The organism is Colwellia sp. BRX10-9 (assembly GCF_014077405.1).
Lineage (GTDB): Bacteria > Pseudomonadota > Gammaproteobacteria > Enterobacterales > Alteromonadaceae > Colwellia_A.
In genome coordinates this window covers 94,255-119,364 of sequence record NZ_JACGVV010000005.1, presented here as the reverse complement: position 1 = coordinate 119,364, position 25,110 = coordinate 94,255, and the positions used below count along the sequence as shown (strand labels likewise).

Below are 25,110 nucleotides of genomic sequence, written 5' to 3'. Positions count from 1 at the left end.
AGACACAAGAGACTAAGATTAATCCTAAAAGCCCGTGCTAGATAAATAAATCGATAAAATAAATTTAACATTCGCCGCTAGCACTCTCGACTAAAAAGCGGCGATAATCTTCAGATAAAAATAAAGAGCAAAGCGTCATCAAATACTAATGACGCTTTAAGCTATAATAACGGGGGAATAGGTTATCTTAACTAGTCACTTTGTAAGGCATCAATAGGGTCAAGCTTGGACGCTTTAATGGCTGGATAAACACCAAAGGTTAAACCGACTAAAGCACAAATACTAAAAGACAAGATAATGGCACTTGTTGACCATGACACCGCCCATTCAGAATAAAGTGCGATAAGCTCTGAGAGCATAATCCCAAAAAACACCCCCAAGATGCCACCCATAATTGAAATAGTAAAACTCTCAGCAATAAACTGTAAGCGAATATCTTTTTGTGTTGCACCAACCGCACGCAACAAGCCAATTTCTTTGGTGCGCTCTAATACAGTAGCAAGCATTATATTCATAATACCAATTCCGCCCACTAATAAAGAAATACCGGCAACACATGACATGACAATATTAAATATTTGCTGTGTTTGTTTTTGCTGGGCCAATAATGCGGCAGGAATAACTAAGTTATAATCATCGACTTCATTATGACGACGATTAAGCAAATGACTCACGGCTTGCGCTGCACTAATAGGATCAACACTCTCATCAAGCTTAAGTTTAATACTGGTGACTTCACTCGCTAGCTTTTTACTAGCAAATTTATGTATTGCGGTTTTTAATGGAATAAACACCTGACGTTGGTCACCACCGAGCTTTATGCCTTGAAACTCTTGTTTCTTTAAAAATGGCGCTTGTAATACGCCAACCACCTTAAACCACAGGTGATTAATTTTAATATTTTGACCGATGGCATTGCCTTTTGGAAAGAGCTGTTTTGCGGTTGATGAACCAAGCAGTGCCACCTGAGAAAAGTTTTTATCGTCACTGTCGTTGAGTAAACGCCCTTGTGCTACATGGAATTTAGACAATGCAAAAAAGCTAGCACTCACCCCTGTTGCTTCACCATCACTTTTCCCTTCACCACTGAAAATACTGTAAGTATCGATAAGTTTTTGCGCGCTAAAGGCAGTAACAAAAGGTAATGAACGCGCACTAATCTCACCGTCTCTGATACTTAAACCCGGAGAGTGTTTACGTTGTTCTTGTAGTTCTTTTTCTTCAAAAACTTTCCCTTCAATGATTAAATTATGTAAGCCCATCGAGTCGATCATTTTCATCGCTTCAGCTTCCGCACCTTCACCAATATTAAGCATCGCGATAACCGCACCAACGCCAAAAATCATGCCGAGTAAAGTTAACAACGTGCGTAACTTATGTTGAGCAAGCTCGGAAAAAGTATCCAAAAAAATCGCTAAATATTTCATTAACTATGCTCCTTGTCGGTTAATGCTATTTTCTGACCTACTTTAAGCCCTGATAAAACTTCAACATGGCTTAAACTCGCCTGCCCTAAGGTAACGGGTAATGAAGTGTAGTCGCCATTTTTATACAAGTAGACAAACGTCTGCTTTGCTTCGACAAAAACACTTTGCAACGGAATAATAATTTTTTGGCGGGTGGCGATAATTTCAATATTAGCTTCTAACTTTCTTCCGGGTACAAATAGCTCACTATTTTGCTCGGCTAAAATAACAATAATTTCAAAATATTTTTGTGGATCACCACGCTTTATCGAGGTAGGAAACGGGGCAACTGTCTCAACTTTTCCTTTAAACGGTTTATCCGCATAAGCATTTAAAAAGAAGATTACCGATTTATCTACGGCTAAATTTACCGCCTCACTTTCTAAAACGAATAACTTAACTTTCATGTTACTGATATCAGGTAACTCGGCAATTTTTTGCCCCGGCCATAATGACTGGCCTTCACGTGGTTTTTCTCCACGCCAATTAGCTTTATAAGCAAGTAAGCCATCGTGCGGTGCTTTAACTTCAAGTTTTGCTAGGCCTTCACTTAACTGTTTTAATTTACTTTTGCTTTGCGCTTGCTTCATTTCCAGCAAGCCCATATCTCCCGCTGAACTGCTACTAAAACTATCATTTTTCCAATAAAGATATTCTTCTTTAGACCCTAAGTACTGGGTGTTTTGTAATGAATCAAGGATGTCTAATTTCGAACGTATTTGATCATCATTGATTGAAAAATTTTCTGCAAAATTTTTCTCTTGACCTACCACGCCAATATCTTTGTTAATTGAGTTAAGTGCTTGAGTAAGCATGCCAGTTTTTTCAATAATTTCTTGTTCGGTGATCGACAATTCACTTTGTCTATCTTTACTTTGAATTTCCATCGCTTCACCGTCAAAGCGGGCAATAACATCACCTTTTTTAACGTGTGAAAATTCTGGTGCTAACCATGAAATGTTTTGTGGTCCTTGTCGACTCATTGGCGCATTTATTACCGTGGCTTTTGCTGCAAACAGTTCGCCTTTTGCCGGGACATTAACGATAAAGTCTTGTTTGGTCACCTCATATAACAAAGGATCGTTTTCTTGCCCAGAACAAGCGGTTATTGCAATAGATAATAAACTAACGATAAAAGATTTTTTCATTATTGATTGTTGTGAATATTTCATAAAGCCACTATATCTCCTTGTGATAGGCCACTTTTAATGAGCACTTTATCTCCGACTATATGAGCAACCTCAATGGTTTCTTCATGATCCGAAAAAAGACCGGTGATTCGAACACTCCCTTGGCCATTTTCTAACTTAACCGCCTGCGATGGCAAAGTTAACGCGTTATCAATCATGGCGGTAACAACCTCAATACGCGCAGTCATGCCTGGACGTATCACCGTATCTTTAGGTTGTTCAAAAGCAATGATTGCATCGAAAACACGACGTTTATCTTGTGATGACTTATCACGAAAAACACGTCCTAGTTCAACAATACTACCTTGTAAAACAATTTCTTGAGTACCATCAATCATAATTTTAACTTTTTGATTAAGTTTGATTTTACCACTGTCAGGTTCAGCAATTTGTGCTTTTAATTGCATCTGTTCAATAACAGCAAGCTCAACAACCGGTTGGCCAAATTGAATACTCTCACCCACCGCTGGCTTTTCTCCTTGCCAATTAGCTCGGTAGATAACCATACCATCAATCGGTGCTTTAACTTTCAAACGCTCAATGTCACTTTTAAAATCATTTACCTCTGCGGTTAAGCGGTTTACTTTTCCTTTAGCTAACTTTAAATTAAGTGCTTTATTGTTTTTATGAAAAGTCAGTCGCTCTTTCGCAAGAAACAAATCATTTTCGGCAATAGTAAAATCAATCACAGACTTTTTACGATCATTTTCAGCGCGACTGTTATCAATAATATCGGCTTTACGCTCCGCTTTTTCATATTCCATTTTCTTTTCAGCAATACTGAGAATAAGTTCTTGCTCTGATTCTTCTTCCTTAATTTTCTTATTTTCTAATTCTTTTTGCGCCCGGTCTAAGTCAGCTTGTTTATCAACCAACCTATCCACCACCTTTTTACTGTCAAAGGCAACGATCACTTCGCCTTTTTTTACACGGGTATTCTCCGGTGTTAGCTGCTTAATTTGATACTGCCACATACCAGAAACTGACGGTGGTGCTATCATTGCCGTTTGTTTTGACTCTAATTCTCCACTAGCGGTAACAATTAGACGCACTTGTTCTAACTTCACGGTTTCGCTAGGTGCTTTTTCACAAGCACAAAGCAATACTAACAACATGATTGCAAAATATTTATTCACTTGGGCTTACTCCTGTAAATTCTAATTGAGCGCTCATGCCCGGTAATAACGTTAAGGCTTCATCAAGCGTAAAAGAAAACACAGCGCGATAATAAACATCGTTGCCCCATTCTTTACGTTCTTCGGGTTGGCTCGATATTTCGGTTAATGTAGCCACAAGGTTATATTGTGGAAAAGCATCTAGCTTAAAATCGACAACGCTATCCACACGCATATTTTTATAGTCAACTTCATGTACCCAAGCTTCAATATATAAGCCATTTACCGAAGGAATTTTTGCAATTTCCCAAGAAGGTTGCGCCGTCATACCGACAAATACTTTTTCACCACTCCAAGGATGGATCCCATAAAGTACCGGACCACTTCGCTCAGCATAGCCACTCATCTGCTTGAGTTTGTACTCATTGTATTGCAATTTATCCTGATGCTTTACAATCGTAATTTTTTGCTTAGTCACGGCAACCTGATTAGCGACCTTGACTTGCTTTAAATTTTCGAGTGATTTCGCATTAGCAACAACCGCTTTTTCAAGCTGAAGTTGGTTTTTCTGATAATCATATTCACTTAAATGAACAACAGCAATACCGGCATCAATTCGTGCTTTATCAAGTAATAAAGCCGTTCTCTTTTGTCCGTAAGTCGCTTCTAAAAGTGATTGCTTAGCGCTACTAGTCAAACGAAATAACTCTTCATTCGCGGCAATCAAACTTACTTTTTCTTGTTCTATTTGACTTTGAATTGAGCCACTGTCAAAGACGACAACTAGATCGCCTTCTTCAGCTATATCACCCTCTGGTAGTAACCATTGCACTTGAACATTCCAACTATCTGTTTTAGGTGAGTAAAACGTTTGATTGTCGCTGGCTTTAATTTGACCGGATAAAATCAAGGGAGTTTGACCTTCGGCTAAGGAGAAGCCGCTAAAAGCAAGTATAGCGATTGATAATATTAGTTTTTGATACATAATCGGTCCTCAATGATATTACCGTCTTTCATGCGGATCATTCTGTCAGCATACGCAGCAATATCTTCTTCGTGAGTCACCATAACAATAGTTTGTCCTTGATTATGTAACTCACAGAGTAAATCCATAATTTCATAAGAGGTTTTAGAATCTAGGTTACCGGTCGGTTCATCTGCAAAAATCACTTCTGGACGATTTACTAGCGCCCGAGCAATAGCAACACGTTGACGTTGCCCACCAGACATTTCAAAGGGTTTATGGTGCCAACGCGAAGATAAACCTACTTTATCAAGCATTTCCATACCACGTTTTTTGGCGTCTTCTTGATCGGCATTACTGTAACGTAGTGGTAAAATAACATTATCAAGGGCAGTTAAACGAGGTAGTAAATGAAAGGTTTGAAAGATAAAACCTATTTTACGATTGCGGATCTTAGAAAGGCTTTCGTCATCAATATTTTTTATTGACTCACCAGATAATAAGTATTCACCAGAAGTCGGTGTATCGAGACAACCTAAGATACTCATTAAGGTTGATTTTCCTGAGCCCGAAGTGCCCATTATCGCAACGAATTCATTGTTTTCAATGGTTAAAGAAACATTATTTAAGGCTATGACTTGAGTTTCACCTTCACCATAAATTCGACTGATGTTATCGATTTTGATCACTTATTACGCTCCATAAAAATTAATCCCTGTTGATGCCATTACTTTTATCTAACAAATAAAGGTAAAATAGCCCGCGTAACAATATATAGCTTTAAATTTTAATCACATACTGCTGAACTGTAATAATTTGTTTCAATTAAGACTGCATTTACAGCCTCAAATATTGGAAAATAATGTCAATTAAAGAACGCTTCAACAAACCAGAGAATTTATTGCTCGCCATGGCATTTATTATGCCGCTAATATTTAGCGTTTGGATGGTTTTACTCAATAATTTTGTTATCGAAAAAGCCAGTTTTACCGGTAAAGAAATTGGCATTTTACAAAGTCTCCGTGAAATACCTGGATTTCTAGCCTTTACCGTTATTTATGTACTACTGTTTATTAAAGAACAAAAATTAGCCATTATTTCATTAGCCGTTACCGCTATTGGGGTAATAATGACCGGATTTTTTCCTTCTGTTTTAGGTTTGTATCTGACCACTGTTATCATGTCTATTGGCTTTCATTATTTTGAAACCGTGAACCAATCGTTAACCATGCAATGGATTGATAAAGATAAAACAGCCCATTTTTTAGGGCGTCTATTATCGGTAAAATCAGCGGCATCACTACTCGCTTTTAGCAGTATTTGGTTGATGATGGAAAAGTTCTCGTGGTCTTATCAAAGTACTTATGCCTTATTTGGTGCACTCGGCCTAGTACTCACTATTTGTTTGGCACTTTCTTTTAAAGAGTTTCCCGTTAAGGTCGAACAAGAAAAAAGCCTGATACTACGTAAACGTTATTGGTTGTTCTACGCTTTGACTTTCTTTAGTGGTGCGCGCCGCCAAATATTTACCGTATTCGCGGGTTTTTTAATGGTAGAAAAATTTGGTTATAGCGTTGCTGATATCAGTGCATTATTCTTAATAAACTATGTTTTTAATTGGTTATTCGCAGCAAAAATAGGCAAATTGATTGGCATTATTGGTGAACGTCGGGTGCTTAAATTTGAATATATCGGTTTAATTACTATCTTTATTGCCTATGGCTTTGTCGAAAACTCGACGATCGCAGCAAGCTTATATGTGATAGATCATTTATTTTTTGCTTTAGCTATTGCGATTAAAACCTACTTTCAAAAAATAGCCAAGCCTGAAGATTTAGCATCAAGTGCTGGCGTTAGTTTTTCAATTAATCACATTGCCGCTGTGGTTATTCCGGCGTTGCTTGGTTTAGTGTGGATTTATAACCCGTCATGGGTCTTTTATATTGGTGCTGGCTTTGCTTGTTGTTCTTTGATTTTATCGCACTTTATTCCATGCCAACCAAGGGAAGGCGTCGAGTTTAGATACCAAGAAACATCTTAACTATATTAGCCGATAAAAAAGCCGAGACATTATATCTCGGCTTTAATTTATTCAAGCTAGCAACAATCAGTATTTATTACTTATTGTTACGTAAGAAGGTTAAAAACTCATCAGCAGGCATAGGTTTAGCATAAAAGAAACCTTGTACTTCGTCACACCCTTGAGCGATTAAATGCGCTTGTTGTTCTTCCTCTTCGATACCTTCAGCAATAACTTTTAAGTTCATTTGCTTACCGAGGTTAATAATCGTATCTGCAATCAATGACTGCCCTGGCTCTGCAATACCCGTAATAAATGAACGGTCGACCTTTAAACGGTCAAGCGGTAGTTGTTGTAAATAACTCATTGATGAATAGCCCGTACCAAAGTCATCAAGCGCAATACTGATACCTTCAGCTTTCAACTTAACTAATGCATCAATAACAACTTGTGGTTCATCCATTAAAATATTTTCAGTGATCTCTAATTCGAGCTTACTTGGTTTAACATCATGATTAATCGTCGCTTGAATGATACTGTCAACGAAGTTATCACGTTTAAATTGTGGGATAGAAACATTAACAGAGATACCAACATGATCGAATTTCTGTTGCTCTAATACCTTTATTTGTTTACAGGCTTGGTTAATAACCCAATCACCAATTTCTACAATCAACCCTGAATATTCTGCTAGAGGAATAAACACAGCCGGTGAAATAAATTTTCCTTCGGCGGTTCGCCAGCGCAATAATGCTTCAGCGCCAATAACCTTGCCGGTAATTAAGCTAAGCTGAGGCTGATACCAAAGCTCTAAACGATTATCTGCAAAATCAGTACGTAATTGCCTGATCATACCTAAACGCCAAAGTGTTTCATCTTCCATTTCTTTTTTGTAATAAACAAAATTTTCGTGATTACTTTTTTTGGCTAAATTCAAGGCGATATTTATTTGATTAAGAACCTTTACCCCTTGTGAACCGGCACTACTTTTTGAGCACAGCCCAAAACATGCCGTGACAGGTAATAGTTGTTCTCCCGCGGTAAACGAACGATGAAATAATGACATTAATTTATCAGGGTTTACACTTTCAGCCGGACCAATAACACCAAAAACATCGGCACCCATTCGAGCAAGCTGACAATGTTTTCCTAATTCTTTCATGCGCTCTGTAACAGCGAGCAACAGCTTATTACCTAAATCTTGTCCTAAGCCATCATTAATATCACTAAAGTGATTTATATCTATTAAAGCGGCAACAAGATTGGGTTCTTCTGATTGACTAAATTTGTCGAGTAAATTAACAAACTCTAAACGATTTGGCAGCTCAGTCAGCCAATCACGATAGGCAGCATTACGTAGTTTTTGAAAAAGGTGAACATTTTCATAACCGATGGCAACATTGGCTAAAAACACTTCGATTAACTGTATTTGAATATCAGTTAATTCTTGCTCAACTTCAAGATAAATAACCGCGCGATAACCACCGCTTGCTAAATACAATACCGCAAAGTCACTACCATAATTATTTTGTTTTTGAGTGAAACAGCTACTCATGCGATCTTGTGCTGAATCTCTGTCGAAGCAGGAAATTTTTTGATTAATCAGTTCGGCGTCATGACCGATTTGACCTAAGATATGTAAGCTTAAATCGTCAGAACCCTCAATAATACCTTGCCCACGCGCACAAAAAACACTGCAATGGCTCTTACTCAACTTAATTAATTGCGACAACACACCTTCTGCATATTCATGAATACTGTGCAGTTCAAGTAAGTCAGCAGTAGCACTAATTATTTTTTCGAGGCCCAAGCGGTTTTGATTAACCGAATGAATTTGTTGATATGAACGAATAGCGGCATAAACGGTAGTCACTAACTTGCGACGAGTTAACTCTGTTTTGGTTTTATAGTCATTGATATCATAATCTTTGATAACACTTTCTTCAGGAGCATAGCCTGGTTGACCGGTTCTCAAAACAATACGTATATCTTGACGAGATAAAGTTTCTCGAATATGTTTTACAACATTTAAGCCCGCATCATCCGTTTCCATAACAACATCGAGTAATACCAAAACGATGTCCTCGTGCTCTTCAATAAGCAGACATGCGTCACGCCCAGAGTAAGCATGTATATACTCTAGATTTTTACCTAAGACGACGAGATCTGAGAGTGCTAACTGAGTAACAGAGTGAATTTCGGGATCGTCATCAACAATCAGAACCTTCCACGTTTCAGCACTGCCATCATTTAGAATTTCATCTTCATCACTATCATCAATAAATAAAAAGTCGTCATTATTATTTTCAGAAGCCTGCATATCGTCCTCATTTAACCAGAAAAATACTACTGATTAAGGTTTTTTTATCACATCAAATTTTATTATGAATCATGTTTCCAATAAACTACATAATAAGAGTCAGTTAAATAATATTCAACCTAGAATTACAATTATATTCATAATTTCAATTGCTTCCTTAATTTATGTTAAGTTTAGATGAATAAAGAGAATATTGCTGATTTTAATTTTCCAGCGTATGCTTAGAAAAAATAGTAATGAAAATAATATATTAGTTACGGTAATTTTTATGAAAGACATCAACGAACCCTCAACTGCACCGCTGGTTATTGCTGAGGAACCGGTTAACACTGAAGTAATAAAAACAACAGAATCTACGGCTAAAAATAGCGGCAATAAAAAAAATGCCGGTGTTTCTTCCCAAATGCAACTGCTTGCCTTGGCTAAAAACTTTGTACTTGATGGTGGCTTAATTTCTTCAGAAAAACAGATGCCATTAGAAGAAAGAACCCAAAAAAGAGCACGGATTGCCGCATTACGAAAACAAGAGAATCTTGAAGCTATTATAAAAAAGTCAGTAAATTACTGCTCTGCTACCGAGTTTACCCATAAAGCAGATGCTGATTGGTTTAGTACCTTTACCGAACTCGCCGAAGATGTCAGTAATACCACCATGCAAAATTTGTGGGCAAAAATACTAGCAGGGGAAATATCACAACCCGGTTCATTTTCCACTAAAACCCTCAAGGTTTTTCGTGCCATGAGTATCACGGAAGCGAAATTGTTAGCAAAGGCCTGTAGTTTAGCGGTGACAGAACAAACAAAAAGAAATATACGTATTATTTCAGGAGCCTATCAGACACCCGGCTTATTAAACTTTTTTAATAAAAATAGAGAACAGAATATACCCTTCAACCAATTTTCATTGAGCTATGCTGATTTATTAATTCTAGCCGATAATCACCTGGTCTTTATTCAAGAGACAGAATCTAGCCCAATGAACAAGTCAGAGTCGTTCCATTTTAACTTTAACGGTAAGCCATTAACGCTTACCGCAAAAAAATCATCTTGTGTACTGAAGTTTTATAAATTTACGCCAATAGGCAGCGAGCTAGCACGTCTAATCAGCGATAATATTGATGATGTTTATTTACAGCATTTAAAAAGTGCATTAAGCGAAAATTTTTCAATTACAGAGGGATAAGGATAAGAATTGGTGGTTTGAGAGCCACCAATATAGATACTGATACAAGCCCCTCTGACTGCTACAGCCCCGTCATCCTGCTATAAGCAACGTCATATAACTGCCAACCCCGTCATCCTGCTACCACCCCCGTCATCCTGAACTTGTTTCAGGATCTATACTTCCTCCCCAAATACAGATACTGAAACAAGTTCAGCATGACGACAAGAGTGGGCATCAAGCCCTACCACTATCGACCTGATCGCGTTACTAAACTTCAAGGTCCCAATACAGATACAAGCCTATTCATACTGCTACCAGCAACGCCATCCTGCTATAAGCCTTCATTCTGCTATAAGCCCGTCATCCTGCTATAAGCCCGTCATCCTGAACTTGTTTCAGGATCTGTACTTACCCCCAAAATACAGATACTGAAACAAGTTCAGCATGACGACAAGAGTGGGCATCAGACCCTGCAACTATCGACAAAATCGTGTCACTAAACTTCAAGCCTCTCAATAAAGATACAAGCCTATTCATACTGCTACCAGCAACGCCATCCTGCTACCAGCAACGTTATCCTGCTATAACCCTTAATTCTGCTGTAACCCGTCATCTTGCTATAAGCACCGTCATCCTGCTATAACCCCCGTCATCCTGAACTTGTTTCAGGATCTGTACTTACAAACACGAAAACAGATACTGAAATGCAGTTTTTTCCCGACAAAAAGTACCCAACATAAAAAAGGACAAGCATCTAAGATGTTTGTCCTTAATAGTAAACGTTAAGTTGGGCGTTATTTAAATACCGTCACCGTCAGTATGTAGACCACATTCTCTGGCCATGCCAGAAAAGCGAGTATCACTTTCATTCATACCTAACGTTAATGGCCGTGTACTGTGTGTGTCGCCAACCGATACATAGCCTTGGTCCCATAGAGGATGATAGGGCAAGTTATGCTTAGTTAGGTATTCATGTACATCCTTATTACTCCAATCAATAATAGGATGTACTTTAAAACGACCGCGTAAAATACTGACTACAGACAAGCCTTCACGATGCTCTGATTGCTGACGACGCACGCCAGAAAACCATGTTGCTGCATTGAGCTCATGTAAACCACGTTCTAGCGGCTCAACTTTATTACGGCGATTATAAGCTTTGAGTGATGTTTCATCTTTTGCCCATTCTTCACCATATTTTGCTTGTTGCCATGCCGCACTTTCTGTCGCGCTATAAACGTGTAAATTCAATTTCAAACGTTCGTTGAGCTGTTCAATAAACTGATAAGTTTCAGGAAACAAGTGTCCAGTGTCGGTAACAATCACCGGGATATTCGCATCGACTTGCGTCAACATATGCAACATAACCGCAGATTGAATGCCAAAGCTAGAAGACAAAACGAACTGCGATGGTAAATTTTCCATCGACCATTCAACTCGTTCAGTCGCGGTTTGCTGCTCTAATAGCTCGTTCCACTGGTTAAGCCAAGGCTTAGGTAAAGACGCAGGAAAACGGTTATTAATCGGTGCTTTTGCCGCAGCGATATCAGCACTATTAATAATAGGTTTAGTCATGAAAATCTCGCTTACTATTTTTCACTTCTGCGATAATGCCGGTACGAATAGTAAAATCACCAAACGCTTCATTGCTGTTTCTTTCCGATGACCAGCGAGCCACTAGCATATCCATTTCATCAAGAATATCTTGTTCGCTTAAGTTTTCTTTATACATTTTAGGTACTCGCGTTCCTGCCAAGTTGCCGCCTAAATGCATATTGTATTTACCTGGACCTTTACCAACTAAACCAATTTCTGCCAACATCGCACGACCACAGCCATTTGGACAACCAGTCACACGTAAAATAATACTTTCATCACTCATATCATGTTTGGCTAAAATGCCTTCTACGTCGGTAACAAAACCCGGTAAATAGCGTTCTGCTTCAGCCATAGCTAATGGACAGGTAGGAAATGCTACACAAGCCATAGAATCTTTACGTTGCTTTGAAACCGTGTCGTTCATTAAGCCATATTCACGGGCAATTTTTTCAATTTGTGCTTTATCTTCAGTTGCTACACCCGCGACAATTAAGTTTTGGTTAGCAGTCATACGAAAATCACCTTTGTGTATTTTCGCTAATTCAGCAACACCTGACTTAAGGGGTTTACCTGGGCTATCTAATAAGCGACCATTTTCAATAAATAAGGCTAAATGGTGCTTACCGTCAAAACCTTCAACCCAACCAATACGATCGCCACGTTCAGTGAACTCGTATGGACGAGAGGTTTCAAAAGTAATACCGGCACGTTTCTCAACTTCCGATTTAAAGGTTTCTACACCCACTCGGTCAAGTGTGTACTTAGTTTTAGCATTTTTACGATTAACTCGGTTTCCCCAGTCGCGTTGTGTTGTTACAACAGCGGTCGCAACATCTAAGGTATGTTCTAAAGACACATAGCCAAAATCGTCAGCCTTGCGAGGATACGTTGACTTATCGCCATGAGTCATCGCTAAACCACCACCAACAAGTACGTTAAAACCAACTAATTTTCCATCTTTAGCAATAGCGATAAAGTTGAGATCATTAGCGTGAACGTCAATATCATTTTGTGGCGGAATAACAACAGTCGTTTTAAATTTTCGTGGTAAGTAGTTGCTGCCTAAAATAGGCTCTTGTGTCTCTTTACCTTCAGGGCCTTCAAGCTTTTCGCCATCTAGCCAGATCTCTGCATAAGCACGTGTTTTAGGCAGTAAATGTTCACTAATTTTAATAGCCCATTCATAAGCTTCTTGATGAAGTTCTGACTCAATAGGGTTAGAAGTACACAGAACATTACGGTTAACATCGCCAGCAGTCGCAATTGAGTCGATACCAATACTATTTAATGTTTGGTGCATTAATTTAATATTGGGCTTTAACACACCATGAAATTGAAATGTTTGACGTGTTGTTAAGCGAATACTGCCATATGAAGTGCTCTCTTGAGCAAATTTGTCAATAGCCAACCACTGCTCTGGTTTAATGATACCGCCAGGCATACGAGCTCGTAACATAACATTATGCAAAGGTTCTAATTTTTGTTTACTACGCTCAGTTCTAATATCACGGTCATCTTGCTGATACATACCATGAGTTCTGATAATATGATAATTATCTGCAGTGAAACCACCGGTGACTTGGTCTTTTAAGTCATCAACAATTGTCCCTCGTAAAAAATTACTATCTGCTTTTAAGCGTTCGTTATCAGCCTGTTTACCTTCTACAATTAACGGTCCTGGACCTGTTAATACGATTTCTTTATTTGTTGTAGTCATTAGTAAACATCCTTTTGGAAACGCTTGGCGTTACGCAATTCTTTTAAATAATCTTGTGCTTGTTCTGTACTCAACTTGCCATGCTCAGCAATAATATCCACCAAGGCAAGCTCAACATCTTTTGCCATACGGCTCATGTCACCACAAATATATAAATGTGCGCCACGTTCTAACCAAGCAAAAATCTCACTGGCTTTTTCACGTAAACGGTCTTGCACATATATTTTTGCCGCTTGATCACGAGAAAAGGCTAAATCAAGGTGCGTTAACAAGCCTGATTTTAAATAGCCTTGCCATTCCACTTGGTATAAAAAATCTTGAGTGAAGGTTTGATCACCAAAAAACAGCCAGTTATCACCACTTGCTTCGCTTGCTTCACGTTCTTGCATAAAGGCTCTAAAAGGAGCAATACCAGTACCTGGGCCAATCATGATCACAGGCGTATCGCCATTTTCAGGTAAGCGAAAGTTATCGTTGTGTTCAATGAAAACCTTAACTGTGCCGCCTTCTGCTAAGCGTTTACCTAAAAAGCTTGAGGCACCGCCACTTCTTAACTGATCATTTTCGCTGTATTCAACTAAGCCCACCGTTAAGTGTACTTCTTCTTCAACCTCAGCTTGGCTCGAGGCTATAGAATATAAACGTGGAGTAATCTTTCTAAGCGCATCAACAAAGTCTTGTGCTGTTACTTTCGCCGGAGCTGCTTTAACTACATCAATAATTTGATGGTTACCCGCATATTCACGCGCAGCATTTTTATCTTCACTCAAGGTAAGCAAAGCTTTATCTTGTGATTTATCCGCCCAAAAGCTAATGAAATTAGGCACTGTTTGAGTAATTTCTAATGTTGAAATTAATGCTTGTTCCAGTGATAAACGTTCACCGCCAACATCAATATTTTCATTACCTGACAAACCAAGTATTGCAATAAGTTCGGCGACTAACTCAGTGTCATTTTCAAACCACACACCTAAAGCGTCACCGGCTTGATAGGTGATACCTGAATCGGCTAAATCGATTTCAATATGACGAACATCTTTTGCTGAATCACGACCGGTGATCTTTTGGCTTAAACTTAACTCAGCAGCATAAGGCGCCTGTTTTGTATATTCGCTAGACGCGCCAAGTGTTGGCATTACCACAACATTATGGCTATCAATCTCATTACCCAACAAGGCTTTTACATCTTTAACAATAGTCTCTGACCATGCTTTTACTTCAGCTTCGTAATCAACGTCACAGTCAACGCGTGCGGTAATCTGTTTTGCACCAAGCTTACTTAAGTAATCATCAAAGTCTTTGCCCGTTTGACAAAAGAACTCATAGCTAGTGTCGCCCAAGGCTAAAACGCTATAGCGTAAATCATCGAGCTTTGGCGCTTTTTTCGAGCCTAAGTATTCATGTAAAGCAATCGCATCATCGGGTGCTTCACCTTCGCCATTAGTACTGGCGACAATTAATAGGTGAGTCAGATTTTTAATGCTTTTTGGCTTAAAGTCACTCATGCTTTTTAAGTCGACGGTAAGACCTTCTGCTTGTGCTTGTGCGGCTAACGCTTTAGCAACACCTTTAGCATTTCCGGTTTGAGAACCAAATAAAATGGTTAATACAGGCGCAGGAGCTGCAACAGCTGAAGCTGTAGGGCTAACGCTTAACGATGCTCCTTCAGATTTAGCCGCTAAGTAACCACTTGCCCATGCAAGCTGCAACTGAGAGTAACTGCCAATAGCGTTTTGTAATGATGAAAGTTGGTCAGCATCTAGCATAGTTTTTTGTAAGTTCTGTTGGTTTGGCAACATAATGTGAATTCGCCCATTTAAATTTAGTAAAATAATAATAGACTGACTTTGCATATAATAAAAAGAATAGAAAAGGCTTTTTTATTCCAAAATAGAATAAGTCAGTTCTTTGAACCTTTACCCACACTCTTATCTAAATTTTAAGACATTCTTTTTCTTGAAATTTAGATAAGGGGCGACCACACTTAATTCAAGCTAAAAGAATAGATAAAATGATGGAAAAAGTAGACGCAATAATTATTGGCGCTGGTGTCGTGGGTTTAGCCATTGCGGCAAGACTTAGCAATAAGCTCAATAACGTGCTCATTATTGATAAAAATGCTGGCTTTGGTGAAGAAACCAGTAGTCGTAATAGTGAAGTTATTCATGCCGGCATTTATTATCCTCAGCACAGTTTAAAAGCTAAGCTATGCGTGCAAGGAAAAGAGAAGCTTTATCAATATTGTAAAGATCGAGGCATTCCTCATCAACGCCTAGGAAAATTACTGGTTGCCCACGGCGAGGAAGAAGAGCAATGTTTAGCGAAAACCATAAAACAAGCAGCACTTAATGATGTTAATGATCTCGTCTGGTTAACGGCAGACGAGCTTAAGAAGTCAAATCCAGCATTACATGCCACCGCTGCCTTACTTTCCCCTTCAACAGGTATTATTGATAGTCATCGTTATATGCAGGCTTTACTGGCAGAAATTGAGCATAATAATGGTCAGTTTGTTGGAAAAACCACCTTTATAAAGGCAGATAAAAATAATGATGGCTTTGTTGTTACTTTAAATAGTCAAGATGAAATAATGCAGCTGCATTGTGATTATTTAATTAATTCAGGGGGATTACAAAGTACTAAAGTTGCCGAAAATATTAGTGATTTAAAAAAGTCACATATTCCAACGCTTTATTATTGTCGAGGCCATTATTTTTCATACCAAGGGAGAAGTCCTTTTACACAACTCATTTATCCCTTACCCGAAGCGCATGGTTTAGGTATTCACGCCTCATTAGATATTGGCGGACAATTAAAATTTGGTCCCGACACACAGTACATAGATGATATTGATTATGAAGTCTCTCCGCTTCTAAAAGCTAAATTTGTTGCCGCGATTCAACGCTATTACCCTTCATTAGATAGCGAAAGATTACAGCCTGCTTATTCGGGTATTCGTCCGAAATTAGAAGGTCCGAATGATGGTTTTAAAGATTTTGTCATTCAAAGTGAAAAAGTGCATGGCTTGAAAGGATTAGTGAATCTGTTTGGTATTGACTCACCCGGCTTAACTTCTAGTTTAGCTATAGCTGAATATGTCGACGAAAGACTAGCCATATAATGCTTATATATTTGAAAGTGAGTAAGGTATTTATGGCGAGTGAAAAATGAGTGTTTATATTTTAAGTTTCTAAAATGAATTAAAAAGCCAATTGCTTACACAATTGGCTCCTTTAACACTAAAGTAATAATATTACTGAGTGATTTCTTCTGGTTCAGCTGATTTTTGAATGTCTAATAATTCAATTTCAAACTGTAATACTGAGTTACCAGGAATACGTGGCGGGTTGCCATTTTTTCCGTAAGCTAAATCAGATGGAATAGTAAAAGTGTACTTTGAGCCCACTGACATTAACTGTACGCCTTCTGTCCAACCGCTAATAACACGATTTAAAGGGAATACTGCTGGTTCATTGCGTTCATATGAACTATCAAAAGTTTCACCGTTTAAGAAAGTACCTTTATAGTGAACCGTTACTGTATCAGTAGCGCTAGGTTTATCACCTTCACCTTCAGTTACAACAAGGTATTGAATACCTGATTCAGTAACTTGTACACCTTCTTTCTTAGCATTTTCTTCTAAAAATTTCATGCCTTCAGCAATTGCCGCTTCAGATTCAGCGTCTGCTGCTGCTAGTTGCTTTGCTTTCATTTGTTCATCAAGGCTCATTAATAGTGCTTGGATCTCTTCTTTCTCAATGATTGATTTGCCAGCAAGACTGTCCATGAAACCACGAGTAATTAATGCTTGGTCAAGTGGAACACCCAACTTCTCATGTTGATCAAGATTCTTCTGCATGTACATGCCAATTGAAGCACCTAAACTGTAAGCTTGTTTTTGCATTTCAGTTTCTAAAACAGGCGCTGTTTCGGTTGGTTTTACACTTTCTTGACAGCCAAACACTGACACAAGTGCAATAGCTAACATAGTTGGCTTAAATAATTTCATTTTTTCTCCGTTAACGTAACCTAGTACTCAGTTGGAGGAAGTCCCCCTAAGCCATTGATTAAATATTATGTATTGTTAGACAATGCGGCTTATACTAACGATAAATTAACTAAGAAAAAAGTATTAATATTGTGATTAAGTGTAATAACAAGCTAACACTGCTTTTCATCTGTCTATTTTCCTTATTGAACAGTGCTTGCCAGCCTGCAGAGGACAAGCCTGTACAGCGTTGGCAGCATGCTACAGATGGTGCTTATGCAGCTAATATTTCTAATGATGGCAAATACAGTGTTGTCTCTTCTATTTATCATGGCTTAAGTTTATGGGACATAGAAGAGAATGCATTAAAATACAGCTGGTCACAACAGCAAGATAGTAGCGATAATTTAGTGCTGTTAGCCGATATATCCAATAATAATAGCCATGCATTGACCGCAAATCGAGAAGCGTTTTCGTTGTGGAATATAGCAACAGGGCAATCAGAAGGTTATTGGAAAGTACGCGAGTCAACGATTCGTGATATTGCCTTGTCCAATAATGGTGACTTTATTTTACTCGGTAAAAGTAATGGCACCGTTGTTCACATTACTATGAGCAATGGCCGTCGCTTAGAGTTCTTAGGTCATACAGAAAAAATTAATGCGGTTGATATGCTCCCCAATGGCCGTATCGCTATTTCAGGAGGCAATGATTACGTCGCTTATGTATGGGATACAGAAAGTGGGCAGGTTATTTACCGATTTAATCATCCCAGTCGCGTTACTATGGTGGCTCTAGACCCTAAAGGTCGGTTTGCTTTTACTGCCGACAGTAAAAAATCTTCAAACATATGGGATTTAAAAACAGGTAAACGCATTAGCCAACTTCAATACTATAACCGTCACGAAATATTTAGCTCAGTAAGGTTTTCTGATGATGGTACTCAACTATTAACAGGAGCCCCAACTCGAAAAGTTAGCCTATGGAGCATACTAACCGGAGAGCGGCTTGACAGCTGGCGAGTTACGCCAAAAGAAAGTATACGTGCTGCAGGCGCGGTAGTGTATAGTGTCGCCTTTCGAGGAAAGAACCAAATAATCACCGAAAGTTCATCAGGATACGCTGAGCTTTGGCAAAGAAAGTCGCGTTAGGTACCCCAAATTATGACAACAGAAATACAAAAAAAAATCATCGAATTACAAGAAAATGTTGAAGCGCTGCAATCTCGTAATGCCTTTCAAGACGATGTTATTGAACAGTTGAATAATGAACTTGCTGTTCATCAATTAGAAATTTCAGACATTAGGGCACAGCTAAAGTTAATCGCAAGTCGTGTTCAAGATAATAATCCGGGTCAAAATCAGTCGCAAGATATCGAACCGCCACCACCACATTATTAACTCTTAACCTGAGCTTTCATTCAAATAAATACCAAGCTGAAATATTTCAGCTTGGTAAAATAATGATTTATTCTTGCTTAAAAATACCAATCACTTGCTCTTGCGGACGGATTTCTTTAACGACATGCTCTTCTGGCTGTGACATTTGATGCCCACAGCTAACACAAGTAACTTTTTCAACATTATTTTCTTTTGTTAATCCCATGGTGTCCATAGCATTACATTTCGGGCAAATAGCGCCAGCAATAAATCTTTTTTTCATGTGTTTCAATCCAAATAAAATCGAGTTGTATTATTTTACCTTGAATCTTGTCGATAGGAAAAGGACAATAGCGGCCTGAATTAAAATGAGTAATAACACACAATGATCATAGCCACCGATTTAAGCTTAGATAGAGGCGCTAAAAACCTCATAAAATCATCAAGCTTTACTATTCATCCTAATCACAAAGTCGGCTTAGTTGGCGCTAATGGCTGTGGAAAATCTTCTTTATTTGCGGCCTTATTAGGTGAGTTACAGCCCGACAGGGGCGATGTAAATATGCCTTCAGGCTGGGATGTCGCGACAGTAAAACAAGAAACTCCCGCCCTCGAGCAATCAGCCTTAGATTATGTGATGGACGGAGATAAAGAGTTTCGTCAACTTGAGCAACAACTTGAGAAAGCTCGATTAAATGATGATGGCAACCAAGAAGCGTTAATTCTCAACCATATTGATGCCATAAATGGCTACAGTTTACCCGCCCGTGCTAGCGAGTTATTGCATGGTTTAGGTTTTTTACAAGAACAACTAGGTGATGCCGTAAAGGATTTTTCTGGTGGTTGGCGCATGCGTCTTAACTTGGCTCAAGCGTTAATTAGCCGCGCAGATTTACTTTTACTCGATGAACCTACTAACCATCTAGATTTAGATGCGGTAATTTGGTTACAGCGTTGGTTAAAACGCTTTACCGGTACTTTAGTGCTTATTTCACATGATCGTGATTTTCTCGATGACGTTATTGAACAAATTCTTCATATTGAACATCAACAAGCAAAATTATATTCGGGTAATTATAGCGCCTTTGAGCGTCAGCGCGCGGAACATTTAGCACAACAAGATGCTCAATTTCAAAAACAGCAAAAAGAAGTTGCTCACTTAACCTCATTCGTCGATCGCTTTAGAGCAAAAGCCAGTAAAGCAAAACAAGCACAGAGTCGTTTAAAGCGTTTACAAAAATTACCTGACTTAGCACCCGCACATGTTGATAGCCAATTTACCTTCAGTTTCAAAACACCGGAAACATTGCCTTATCCATTATTAGCGTTAAAAGAGACAACCTGTGGCTATAATCCAGAAACCATTATTTTACGTGATGTCGGTCTAACGCTGGTACCCGGTAGTAGAATCGGTCTTTTAGGACGAAATGGTGCGGGTAAGTCGACATTAATAAAGTCATTAGCCGGCGATATTGCCTTAATTAAAGGCGAGCGTTATTGCGCCCAAGACTTAACTGTTGGTTACTTCTCTCAACATCAGCTTGAACAATTACATATGCCAAGTAGTGCGATTGATCATATTGTTCGTGCTAAACCTGAGACTACAGAGCTACAAGCGCGCAATTTTTTAGGTAGCTTTGGTTTTACTGGCGACCAAGCACTCTCTCCGGTAAGTACCATGTCAGGTGGAGAAAAAGCACGTCTGGTATTGGCGTTAATTGTTAATGAAAAGCCACAATTACTTCTCCTCGATGAGCCCACTAACCATCTTGATTTAGAAATGCGTCAAGCACTTGTCTTTGCTTTACAAGACTTTGAAGGGGCTATTATTTTGATTGCCCATGATCGCTTTTTATTAGAGTCGTGTGTTGATGAGTTTTTCTTAGTTGCCAATGGTCAAGTTAGCGAGTTCTCTGGTGATATTGATGACTATCAACAATGGCTTAATGAAGACAAAAAACAAACACTGAAAAATACTAAACCCGCAAAGTCTCTTGAGGTTGTTGATAAAAAACAATTACGCAAAGACCAAGCTGAATTACGTAAAAAAGCATCTCCACTGCGTAAACAAGCCGATAAATACGAGAAGAAAGTGCAACTGCTGCAAACTGAATTAGCTGAAGTTGAAGGAGTATTAGCCGAAAGTGAGATATATCAAAGTGAACATAAAGCACGCTTAGCCGTACTCATTAAGCAACAAGCTAAGCTCAAAGCAGATGTTGAAGAAAATGAAATGTATTGGCTCGAATTAGAAGAACAAATTGAAGAAATTATGTTGCAAGCTTCACTGTAAAAATTAATCATTAAATTATATTACTTGCTACACTTAATAATCATACGATTAAAATAATGAGAACGTTATGAAAAAAACAATATTCGCCCTTTTTTGTCTATCTATAGTAAGCAGTGTTTCGAGCTTTGCTTATCAAGGTGATCTTGACCAAGGCATTTATGAATTAAACCGTGGTGCTTTTAAAGCGGCTATAAATGAATTTGAACCCTTAGTTGCTCAGGAGTATTCTCCTGCGCAGTATCAAATGGCGCTTATTTATTTAAATGGTTACGGCGTTACAAAAGATCCCAAAAAAGCGTTGGAATTAATGTCCTTAGCCGCTTCACAAAATCACCCCGACGCACTATTTAGTTTGTCACTGATGTATTCTGACGGAGTCATCGTTAAAAAAGATTTAAAAACCGCTTTTGCACTGATGGAAAGAGCAGCGATAAGAGACTCCGTTGCCGCACAATTTAATCTTGGTGTTATGTATTTCAATGGCACGGGTACATATAAAGACTATCCAAAAGCCGCACGTTGGTATGAAACTGCGGCAAAGCAAAACTACGCCCTAGCCCAGTTTAATTTAGCACTGATGTATTTTGAAGGATTGGGTGTTGAGAAAAGTGTAGAGATGTCTTTTATATGGAATATTATTTCCGCAAGTAATGGTTATCAAAATGCAGGAAAAAGTCGCGATATGGACTCCTTAAAACTCAGCAATGTAGAAATAGCTCAAGCAAGGGAAAAGGCTGACCGACTTTATCAACAAATTATCGAACAAGAAGCATTAAAAGCTAAACAATAAAACCTTAGCTCTAAAAAATAAGACAATAATCTAAGGGATAAATTTAAGGTTCATTGATCTATATCACAACCATAAAGTAACCCACGATTTAAAATGGCTATAACATTACGTTATAGCCATTTTTGTTATAACTCAATTATTTTTATGGAGTCTATTATGAACTTTTTCGATATGATTATTAATGATCCCGTTGTACTTTATTCTTTTGGCGGATTAGCAATTCTTTTAGGTATTGGTGCTTTCTATGTTTATTATTTTCTTAAAAACATCAATGAAAATAATTAGGTAAAAACCTGTAGAAGTTGATTAAAGTTGCAACCTTCTAAATTAAGGTGGAAACCGTTAAATAAAGTCAGCAACTGCAATTATTACGTTTAAGCACCGAAAATATCTTTCAAAAAATTTAATTAAACGTTGAAGTAGTTAATTTCTACAATATAACCCTAAAGGCAATAGCTGCCAAAGAGGAGTCTTTAGCAACCGAAAATTTTACAGGCGTATATTTTTACTGTTTGATACGAATATATACATTAAAGATTTAACCTCAGGTATCGCTCATCTAAAAAAGCAGTCATTAAGATTGTTGTACTCCTTCTTAAAATACGGTGTTCACCGTTAAATTATAAATTGTTACTTATAACACTTTTTATACTAAAACAGTTGACCCTACTACCGTGGTAAGCTTTAACCTCAACTTAGTTCTACAATTCAATTAAGATGAGAAGCTTATGAATACAACTACACAATTTATAATTGACGGTATGACCTGTGTTTCATGTGTCGGTCGTGTTGAAAAGGCCTTACACAAAGTGGTTGGCGTGACAGATGTTACCGTTAACCTAGCTACAGATACGGCTACTATTCAAGGCACTGCCAGTCATAGTGAATTAATTACCGCTGTTATTGAGGCTGGTTATCAAGTGCCCGTAAAGGTAAAGCAATTTGGTATTGGAAAGATGAGTTGCTCCTCTTGTGTGACGCGGGTCGAACAGGCATTGTTAAAAGTAACCGGTGTGGTCGATGCATCGGTCAATTTAGCCACCGAGCACGTACAAGTAAAAACTTTATCCTTTGTAACGGATGAACAACTAGCCCAAGCCGTGACACAAGCCGGTTACCTTTTTATCCCGTTGAACAATGACAGCGTGATAGAAAAGCCCAGCCAACATCAGCCTTTTTATACTAAAGCATGGTGGCCCGTATTGGGAGCAGGCCTACTTACCTTGCCACTGGTGTTACCCATGTTAGGCATGTTGTTTTCCCAACAGTGGATGTTACCGCCAGTTTGGCAATGGCTATTAGCTACGCCAGTACAGTTCTATTTTGGCGCTCGCTTTTATCGTGCAGGCTGGGGAGCATTAAAAGCTGGCATGGGCAACATGGATCTTCTTGTCTCCATAGGTACCAGTGCAGCCTACGGACTATCTTTGTATTTGTGGTGGAGCTTTAATAGCGCTCATGGCATGCCGCACTTGTATTTTGAAAGTAGTAGCGCAGTAATAACCTTGGTTCTGCTGGGTAAATATTTAGAACACAAAGCAAAACGCCGAACAACTGATGCACTTAGAGCATTGGAAAATTTGAAACCTGTTGAGGCAACAGTGCAGCGCTTAGGTAAATGGCAAAAAGTGGCCGCTTCATCAGTAAAATCAGGTGAAAAAGTTAAAGTAATACCGGGCGAAAGCATTCCTGTTGACGGTGAAATTTTGCAGGGCCAGAGTCATTTGGATGAGGCGTTAATTAGTGGTGAATCAATTCCGTTAAGTAAAAAAGAAGGTGACGTTGTCACGGGTGGCTCACTTAATTTGGACGGTATTTTGGAGATCCGTGCCACGAATGTTGGTAGCGAATCTACTTTATCTAAAATCATTGAATTAGTAGAGCAAGCCCAAGGTGCAAAAGCTCCCGTACAAGCAATAGTAGATAAAGTCAGTAGTATCTTCATTCCTGTGGTGTTATTGGTCGCACTTACCACCTTATTGGTGTTGGGTTTAGTATTTGATGACTGGACCAATGGCATTCTCAATGCGGTAGCCGTTTTAGTGATTGCCTGTCCATGTGCACTTGGTTTAGCAACTCCAGCAGCCATAATGGCAGGTACAGGAACCGCTGCCAGATTAGGCGTATTGGTTAAAGATGCAGTGGCGTTAGAGCAGGCAAAAGAAATAAATTTAGTGGTATTTGATAAAACAGGCACCTTGACCCAAGGCAAACCTGTTGTAAATGAGATGAGGGTCATCAGTGGTAGTGAAGAAGCAGTATTGCAGCTGGCCTATTCCTTACAAATAAATAGTGAGCACCCATTAGGCAAAGCTGTGGTTGAAAAAGCATTAGCCAGCGAAACACAACCAATACCTGTCGCGGAATTTCAAGTTGTCGCGGGTTATGGTGTCAAAGGCAACATTGGTGACAATTTAGTCTTGATGGGCAGTAGTCATTGGATGCAAGAGTTAGGGGTAACACTGCCAACCGAACAAATAAAAATACCAGGTGCTTCTGTTTCTTGGTTGGCTAGTCAGCAGCAAGATAAGATAACATTACTTGGGCTGTTTTGTTTTAGTGATAAATTGAAGCCTGATGCGCTGCAGGCTGTGAAGTTATTGCAACAACAAGGTATAAAGGTAGCTATGCTTACTGGTGACAATCAAGCGAGTGCAACATCGGTAGCGACAGAATTACAGTTAGACGATTTTAAAGCTGAGGTGTTGCCTGCAGATAAAGCAAAATATATTCTGCAATATCAAGAGCAAGGTTATCAGGTTGCTATGGTTGGTGATGGCATTAATGATGCGCCAGCGCTAGCCCAAGCAGATTTAGGTATGGCAATGGCGTCTGGTACTGATGTTGCCGTTAGCGCAGCTTCTTTCACATTAATGCGCAGTAAACCAAGCCTAGTCCCCACTGCATTGATCATTGCAAGGCTAACTTATCGTAAAATACAGCAAAACCTGTTTTGGGCATTTATCTTTAATGCTGTGGGAATTCCACTAGCAGCCTTTGGTTATCTTGACCCTATTATTGCCGGAGCTGCGATGGCATTTAGTAGCTTATTTGTCGTCAGTAACGCATTGTTATTGCAACGTTGGACTCTTAAGGAGAAATAA

At 38.8% G+C, this 25,110-nt stretch carries 21 protein-coding genes; 9 read left to right on the top strand and 12 right to left on the bottom strand.

The features are described from left to right. Positions 1-191: 191 nt before the first annotated feature. The 5 genes from H4J69_RS04805 to H4J69_RS04785 are packed head-to-tail and all read right to left on the bottom strand — an operon-like array spanning position 192 to position 5,424. Complete coding sequence (locus tag H4J69_RS04805; RefSeq protein WP_182214680.1) at positions 192-1,427, bottom strand: ABC transporter permease; 1,236 nt, start codon at positions 1,425-1,427, stop codon at positions 192-194. After that, complete coding sequence (locus H4J69_RS04800; protein WP_182244187.1) at positions 1,427-2,638, bottom strand: efflux RND transporter periplasmic adaptor subunit; 1,212 nt, start codon at positions 2,636-2,638, stop codon at positions 1,427-1,429. Before H4J69_RS04800 ends, H4J69_RS04805 begins: the two co-directional genes overlap by 1 nt. After that, positions 2,635-3,792 carry an HlyD family efflux transporter periplasmic adaptor subunit gene (locus H4J69_RS04795; protein ID WP_182244188.1) on the bottom strand — a complete coding sequence of 386 codons (1,158 nt, stop codon included), beginning with the start codon at positions 3,790-3,792 and terminating at the stop codon, positions 2,635-2,637. Before H4J69_RS04795 ends, H4J69_RS04800 begins: the two co-directional genes overlap by 4 nt. Further along, the gene (locus tag H4J69_RS04790) at positions 3,785-4,756 is read right to left on the bottom strand and encodes an HlyD family secretion protein (RefSeq protein WP_182244189.1); all 972 of its coding nucleotides are present in this window, start codon (positions 4,754-4,756) and stop codon (positions 3,785-3,787) included. Before H4J69_RS04790 ends, H4J69_RS04795 begins: the two co-directional genes overlap by 8 nt. After that, positions 4,741-5,424: an ABC transporter ATP-binding protein gene (locus tag H4J69_RS04785; RefSeq protein ID WP_182214687.1), complete on the bottom strand. Its 684-nt coding sequence runs from the start codon at positions 5,422-5,424 to the stop codon at positions 4,741-4,743. Before H4J69_RS04785 ends, H4J69_RS04790 begins: the two co-directional genes overlap by 16 nt. A gap of 173 nt (positions 5,425-5,597) precedes the next feature. On the opposite strand from H4J69_RS04785, the gene H4J69_RS04780 reads away from it, so the two are divergent. Continuing rightward, a complete protein-coding gene (locus H4J69_RS04780; protein WP_182214689.1) occupies positions 5,598-6,776 on the top strand; it encodes an MFS transporter in 1,179 nt (392 codons plus the stop codon). A gap of 76 nt (positions 6,777-6,852) precedes the next feature. Here H4J69_RS04780 and H4J69_RS04775 read toward each other — a convergent pair whose 3' ends face one another. Continuing rightward, a complete protein-coding gene (locus tag H4J69_RS04775; protein WP_182243103.1) occupies positions 6,853-9,075 on the bottom strand; it encodes an EAL domain-containing protein in 2,223 nt (740 codons plus the stop codon). Between the two features lie 268 nt (positions 9,076-9,343). On the opposite strand from H4J69_RS04775, the gene H4J69_RS04770 reads away from it, so the two are divergent. After that, positions 9,344-10,258 (top strand): TIGR03899 family protein, encoded by a 915-nt coding sequence (locus H4J69_RS04770; RefSeq protein ID WP_182221210.1) that lies wholly within the window; start codon positions 9,344-9,346, stop codon positions 10,256-10,258. A gap of 390 nt (positions 10,259-10,648) precedes the next feature. On the opposite strand, the gene H4J69_RS20060 is transcribed toward H4J69_RS04770, so the two are convergent. The 4 genes from H4J69_RS20060 to H4J69_RS04755 form a co-directional block, all read right to left on the bottom strand. After that, a complete protein-coding gene (locus H4J69_RS20060) occupies positions 10,649-10,777 on the bottom strand; it encodes a hypothetical protein (RefSeq protein ID WP_259364607.1) in 129 nt (42 codons plus the stop codon). 261 nt (positions 10,778-11,038) lie between these two features. Beyond that, entirely contained in the window at positions 11,039-11,815 is a 777-nt protein-coding gene (locus H4J69_RS04765) for a phosphoadenylyl-sulfate reductase (RefSeq protein WP_157470904.1), read from the bottom strand. Continuing rightward, positions 11,808-13,556 (bottom strand): assimilatory sulfite reductase (NADPH) hemoprotein subunit, encoded by a 1,749-nt coding sequence (cysI, locus tag H4J69_RS04760; protein ID WP_220467858.1) that lies wholly within the window; start codon positions 13,554-13,556, stop codon positions 11,808-11,810. The genes H4J69_RS04765 and cysI overlap by 8 nt, the downstream gene beginning before the upstream one ends. Further along, entirely contained in the window at positions 13,556-15,355 is a 1,800-nt protein-coding gene (locus tag H4J69_RS04755; RefSeq protein ID WP_182244190.1) for an assimilatory sulfite reductase (NADPH) flavoprotein subunit, read from the bottom strand. The genes cysI and H4J69_RS04755 overlap by 1 nt, the downstream gene beginning before the upstream one ends. A 212-nt stretch (positions 15,356-15,567) precedes the next feature. Between H4J69_RS04755 and H4J69_RS04750 the strand changes: the two genes are divergently transcribed. Then, a complete protein-coding gene (locus H4J69_RS04750) occupies positions 15,568-16,677 on the top strand; it encodes an NAD(P)/FAD-dependent oxidoreductase (protein ID WP_310733586.1) in 1,110 nt (369 codons plus the stop codon). A 132-nt stretch (positions 16,678-16,809) separates the two neighbouring features. Here the strand turns inward: H4J69_RS04750 and fkpA are convergent, their stop codons facing one another. Next, complete coding sequence (gene fkpA / locus H4J69_RS04745) at positions 16,810-17,565, bottom strand: FKBP-type peptidyl-prolyl cis-trans isomerase (RefSeq protein WP_070374931.1); 756 nt, start codon at positions 17,563-17,565, stop codon at positions 16,810-16,812. Positions 17,566-17,696: 131 nt separating this feature from the next. Between fkpA and H4J69_RS04740 the strand changes: the two genes are divergently transcribed. Continuing rightward, positions 17,697-18,695 carry a hypothetical protein gene (locus tag H4J69_RS04740; protein ID WP_310733505.1) on the top strand — a complete coding sequence of 333 codons (999 nt, stop codon included), beginning with the start codon at positions 17,697-17,699 and terminating at the stop codon, positions 18,693-18,695. A 12-nt stretch (positions 18,696-18,707) separates the two neighbouring features. Next, positions 18,708-18,944 carry a SlyX family protein gene (locus H4J69_RS04735; RefSeq protein WP_070374932.1) on the top strand — a complete coding sequence of 79 codons (237 nt, stop codon included), beginning with the start codon at positions 18,708-18,710 and terminating at the stop codon, positions 18,942-18,944. A 67-nt stretch (positions 18,945-19,011) separates the two neighbouring features. On the opposite strand, the gene H4J69_RS04730 is transcribed toward H4J69_RS04735, so the two are convergent. Continuing rightward, the gene (locus H4J69_RS04730; protein ID WP_070374933.1) at positions 19,012-19,206 is read right to left on the bottom strand and encodes a YheV family putative zinc ribbon protein; all 195 of its coding nucleotides are present in this window, start codon (positions 19,204-19,206) and stop codon (positions 19,012-19,014) included. A 102-nt stretch (positions 19,207-19,308) separates the two neighbouring features. Between H4J69_RS04730 and H4J69_RS04725 the strand changes: the two genes are divergently transcribed. The 4 genes from H4J69_RS04725 to H4J69_RS04715 all read left to right on the top strand — a co-directional run bounded on the left by H4J69_RS04725 (position 19,309) and on the right by H4J69_RS04715 (position 25,110). Continuing rightward, entirely contained in the window at positions 19,309-21,216 is a 1,908-nt protein-coding gene (locus H4J69_RS04725) for an ATP-binding cassette domain-containing protein (protein WP_182214697.1), read from the top strand. 67 nt (positions 21,217-21,283) lie between these two features. Then, complete coding sequence (locus tag H4J69_RS04720; RefSeq protein ID WP_182214699.1) at positions 21,284-22,006, top strand: tetratricopeptide repeat protein; 723 nt, start codon at positions 21,284-21,286, stop codon at positions 22,004-22,006. Between the two features lie 156 nt (positions 22,007-22,162). Continuing rightward, the gene (locus H4J69_RS20055; protein ID WP_157470907.1) at positions 22,163-22,291 is read left to right on the top strand and encodes a DUF3149 domain-containing protein; all 129 of its coding nucleotides are present in this window, start codon (positions 22,163-22,165) and stop codon (positions 22,289-22,291) included. A gap of 443 nt (positions 22,292-22,734) precedes the next feature. Then, positions 22,735-25,110 carry a heavy metal translocating P-type ATPase gene (locus tag H4J69_RS04715; protein WP_182244191.1) on the top strand — a complete coding sequence of 792 codons (2,376 nt, stop codon included), beginning with the start codon at positions 22,735-22,737 and terminating at the stop codon, positions 25,108-25,110.

Excerpts from the sequence above, each read along its gene's own strand:
- cysI (WP_220467858.1), bottom strand. The coding sequence starts at position 13,556 with ATGACTACAACAAATAAAGAAATCGTATTAACAGGTCCAGGACCGTTA.
- H4J69_RS04725 (WP_182214697.1), top strand. The coding sequence starts at position 19,309 with ATGATCATAGCCACCGATTTAAGCTTAGATAGAGGCGCTAAAAACCTC.
- H4J69_RS04780 (WP_182214689.1), top strand. The coding sequence starts at position 5,598 with ATGTCAATTAAAGAACGCTTCAACAAACCAGAGAATTTATTGCTCGCC.
- H4J69_RS04805 (WP_182214680.1), bottom strand. The coding sequence starts at position 1,427 with ATGAAATATTTAGCGATTTTTTTGGATACTTTTTCCGAGCTTGCTCAA.
- H4J69_RS04750 (WP_310733586.1), top strand. The coding sequence starts at position 15,568 with ATGATGGAAAAAGTAGACGCAATAATTATTGGCGCTGGTGTCGTGGGT.
- H4J69_RS04775 (WP_182243103.1), bottom strand. The coding sequence starts at position 9,075 with ATGCAGGCTTCTGAAAATAATAATGACGACTTTTTATTTATTGATGAT.
- H4J69_RS04765 (WP_157470904.1), bottom strand. The coding sequence starts at position 11,815 with ATGACTAAACCTATTATTAATAGTGCTGATATCGCTGCGGCAAAAGCA.
- H4J69_RS20055 (WP_157470907.1), top strand. The coding sequence starts at position 22,163 with ATGAACTTTTTCGATATGATTATTAATGATCCCGTTGTACTTTATTCT.
- H4J69_RS04790 (WP_182244189.1), bottom strand. The coding sequence starts at position 4,756 with ATGTATCAAAAACTAATATTATCAATCGCTATACTTGCTTTTAGCGGC.
- H4J69_RS04720 (WP_182214699.1), top strand. The coding sequence starts at position 21,284 with ATGAAAAAAACAATATTCGCCCTTTTTTGTCTATCTATAGTAAGCAGT.
- fkpA (WP_070374931.1), bottom strand. The coding sequence starts at position 17,565 with ATGAAATTATTTAAGCCAACTATGTTAGCTATTGCACTTGTGTCAGTG.
- H4J69_RS20060 (WP_259364607.1), bottom strand. The coding sequence starts at position 10,777 with ATGAATAGGCTTGTATCTTTATTGAGAGGCTTGAAGTTTAGTGACACG.
- H4J69_RS04770 (WP_182221210.1), top strand. The coding sequence starts at position 9,344 with ATGAAAGACATCAACGAACCCTCAACTGCACCGCTGGTTATTGCTGAG.
- H4J69_RS04800 (WP_182244187.1), bottom strand. The coding sequence starts at position 2,638 with ATGAAATATTCACAACAATCAATAATGAAAAAATCTTTTATCGTTAGT.
- H4J69_RS04715 (WP_182244191.1), top strand. The coding sequence starts at position 22,735 with ATGAATACAACTACACAATTTATAATTGACGGTATGACCTGTGTTTCA.
- H4J69_RS04755 (WP_182244190.1), bottom strand. The coding sequence starts at position 15,355 with ATGTTGCCAAACCAACAGAACTTACAAAAAACTATGCTAGATGCTGAC.
- H4J69_RS04730 (WP_070374933.1), bottom strand. The coding sequence starts at position 19,206 with ATGAAAAAAAGATTTATTGCTGGCGCTATTTGCCCGAAATGTAATGCT.
- H4J69_RS04735 (WP_070374932.1), top strand. The coding sequence starts at position 18,708 with ATGACAACAGAAATACAAAAAAAAATCATCGAATTACAAGAAAATGTT.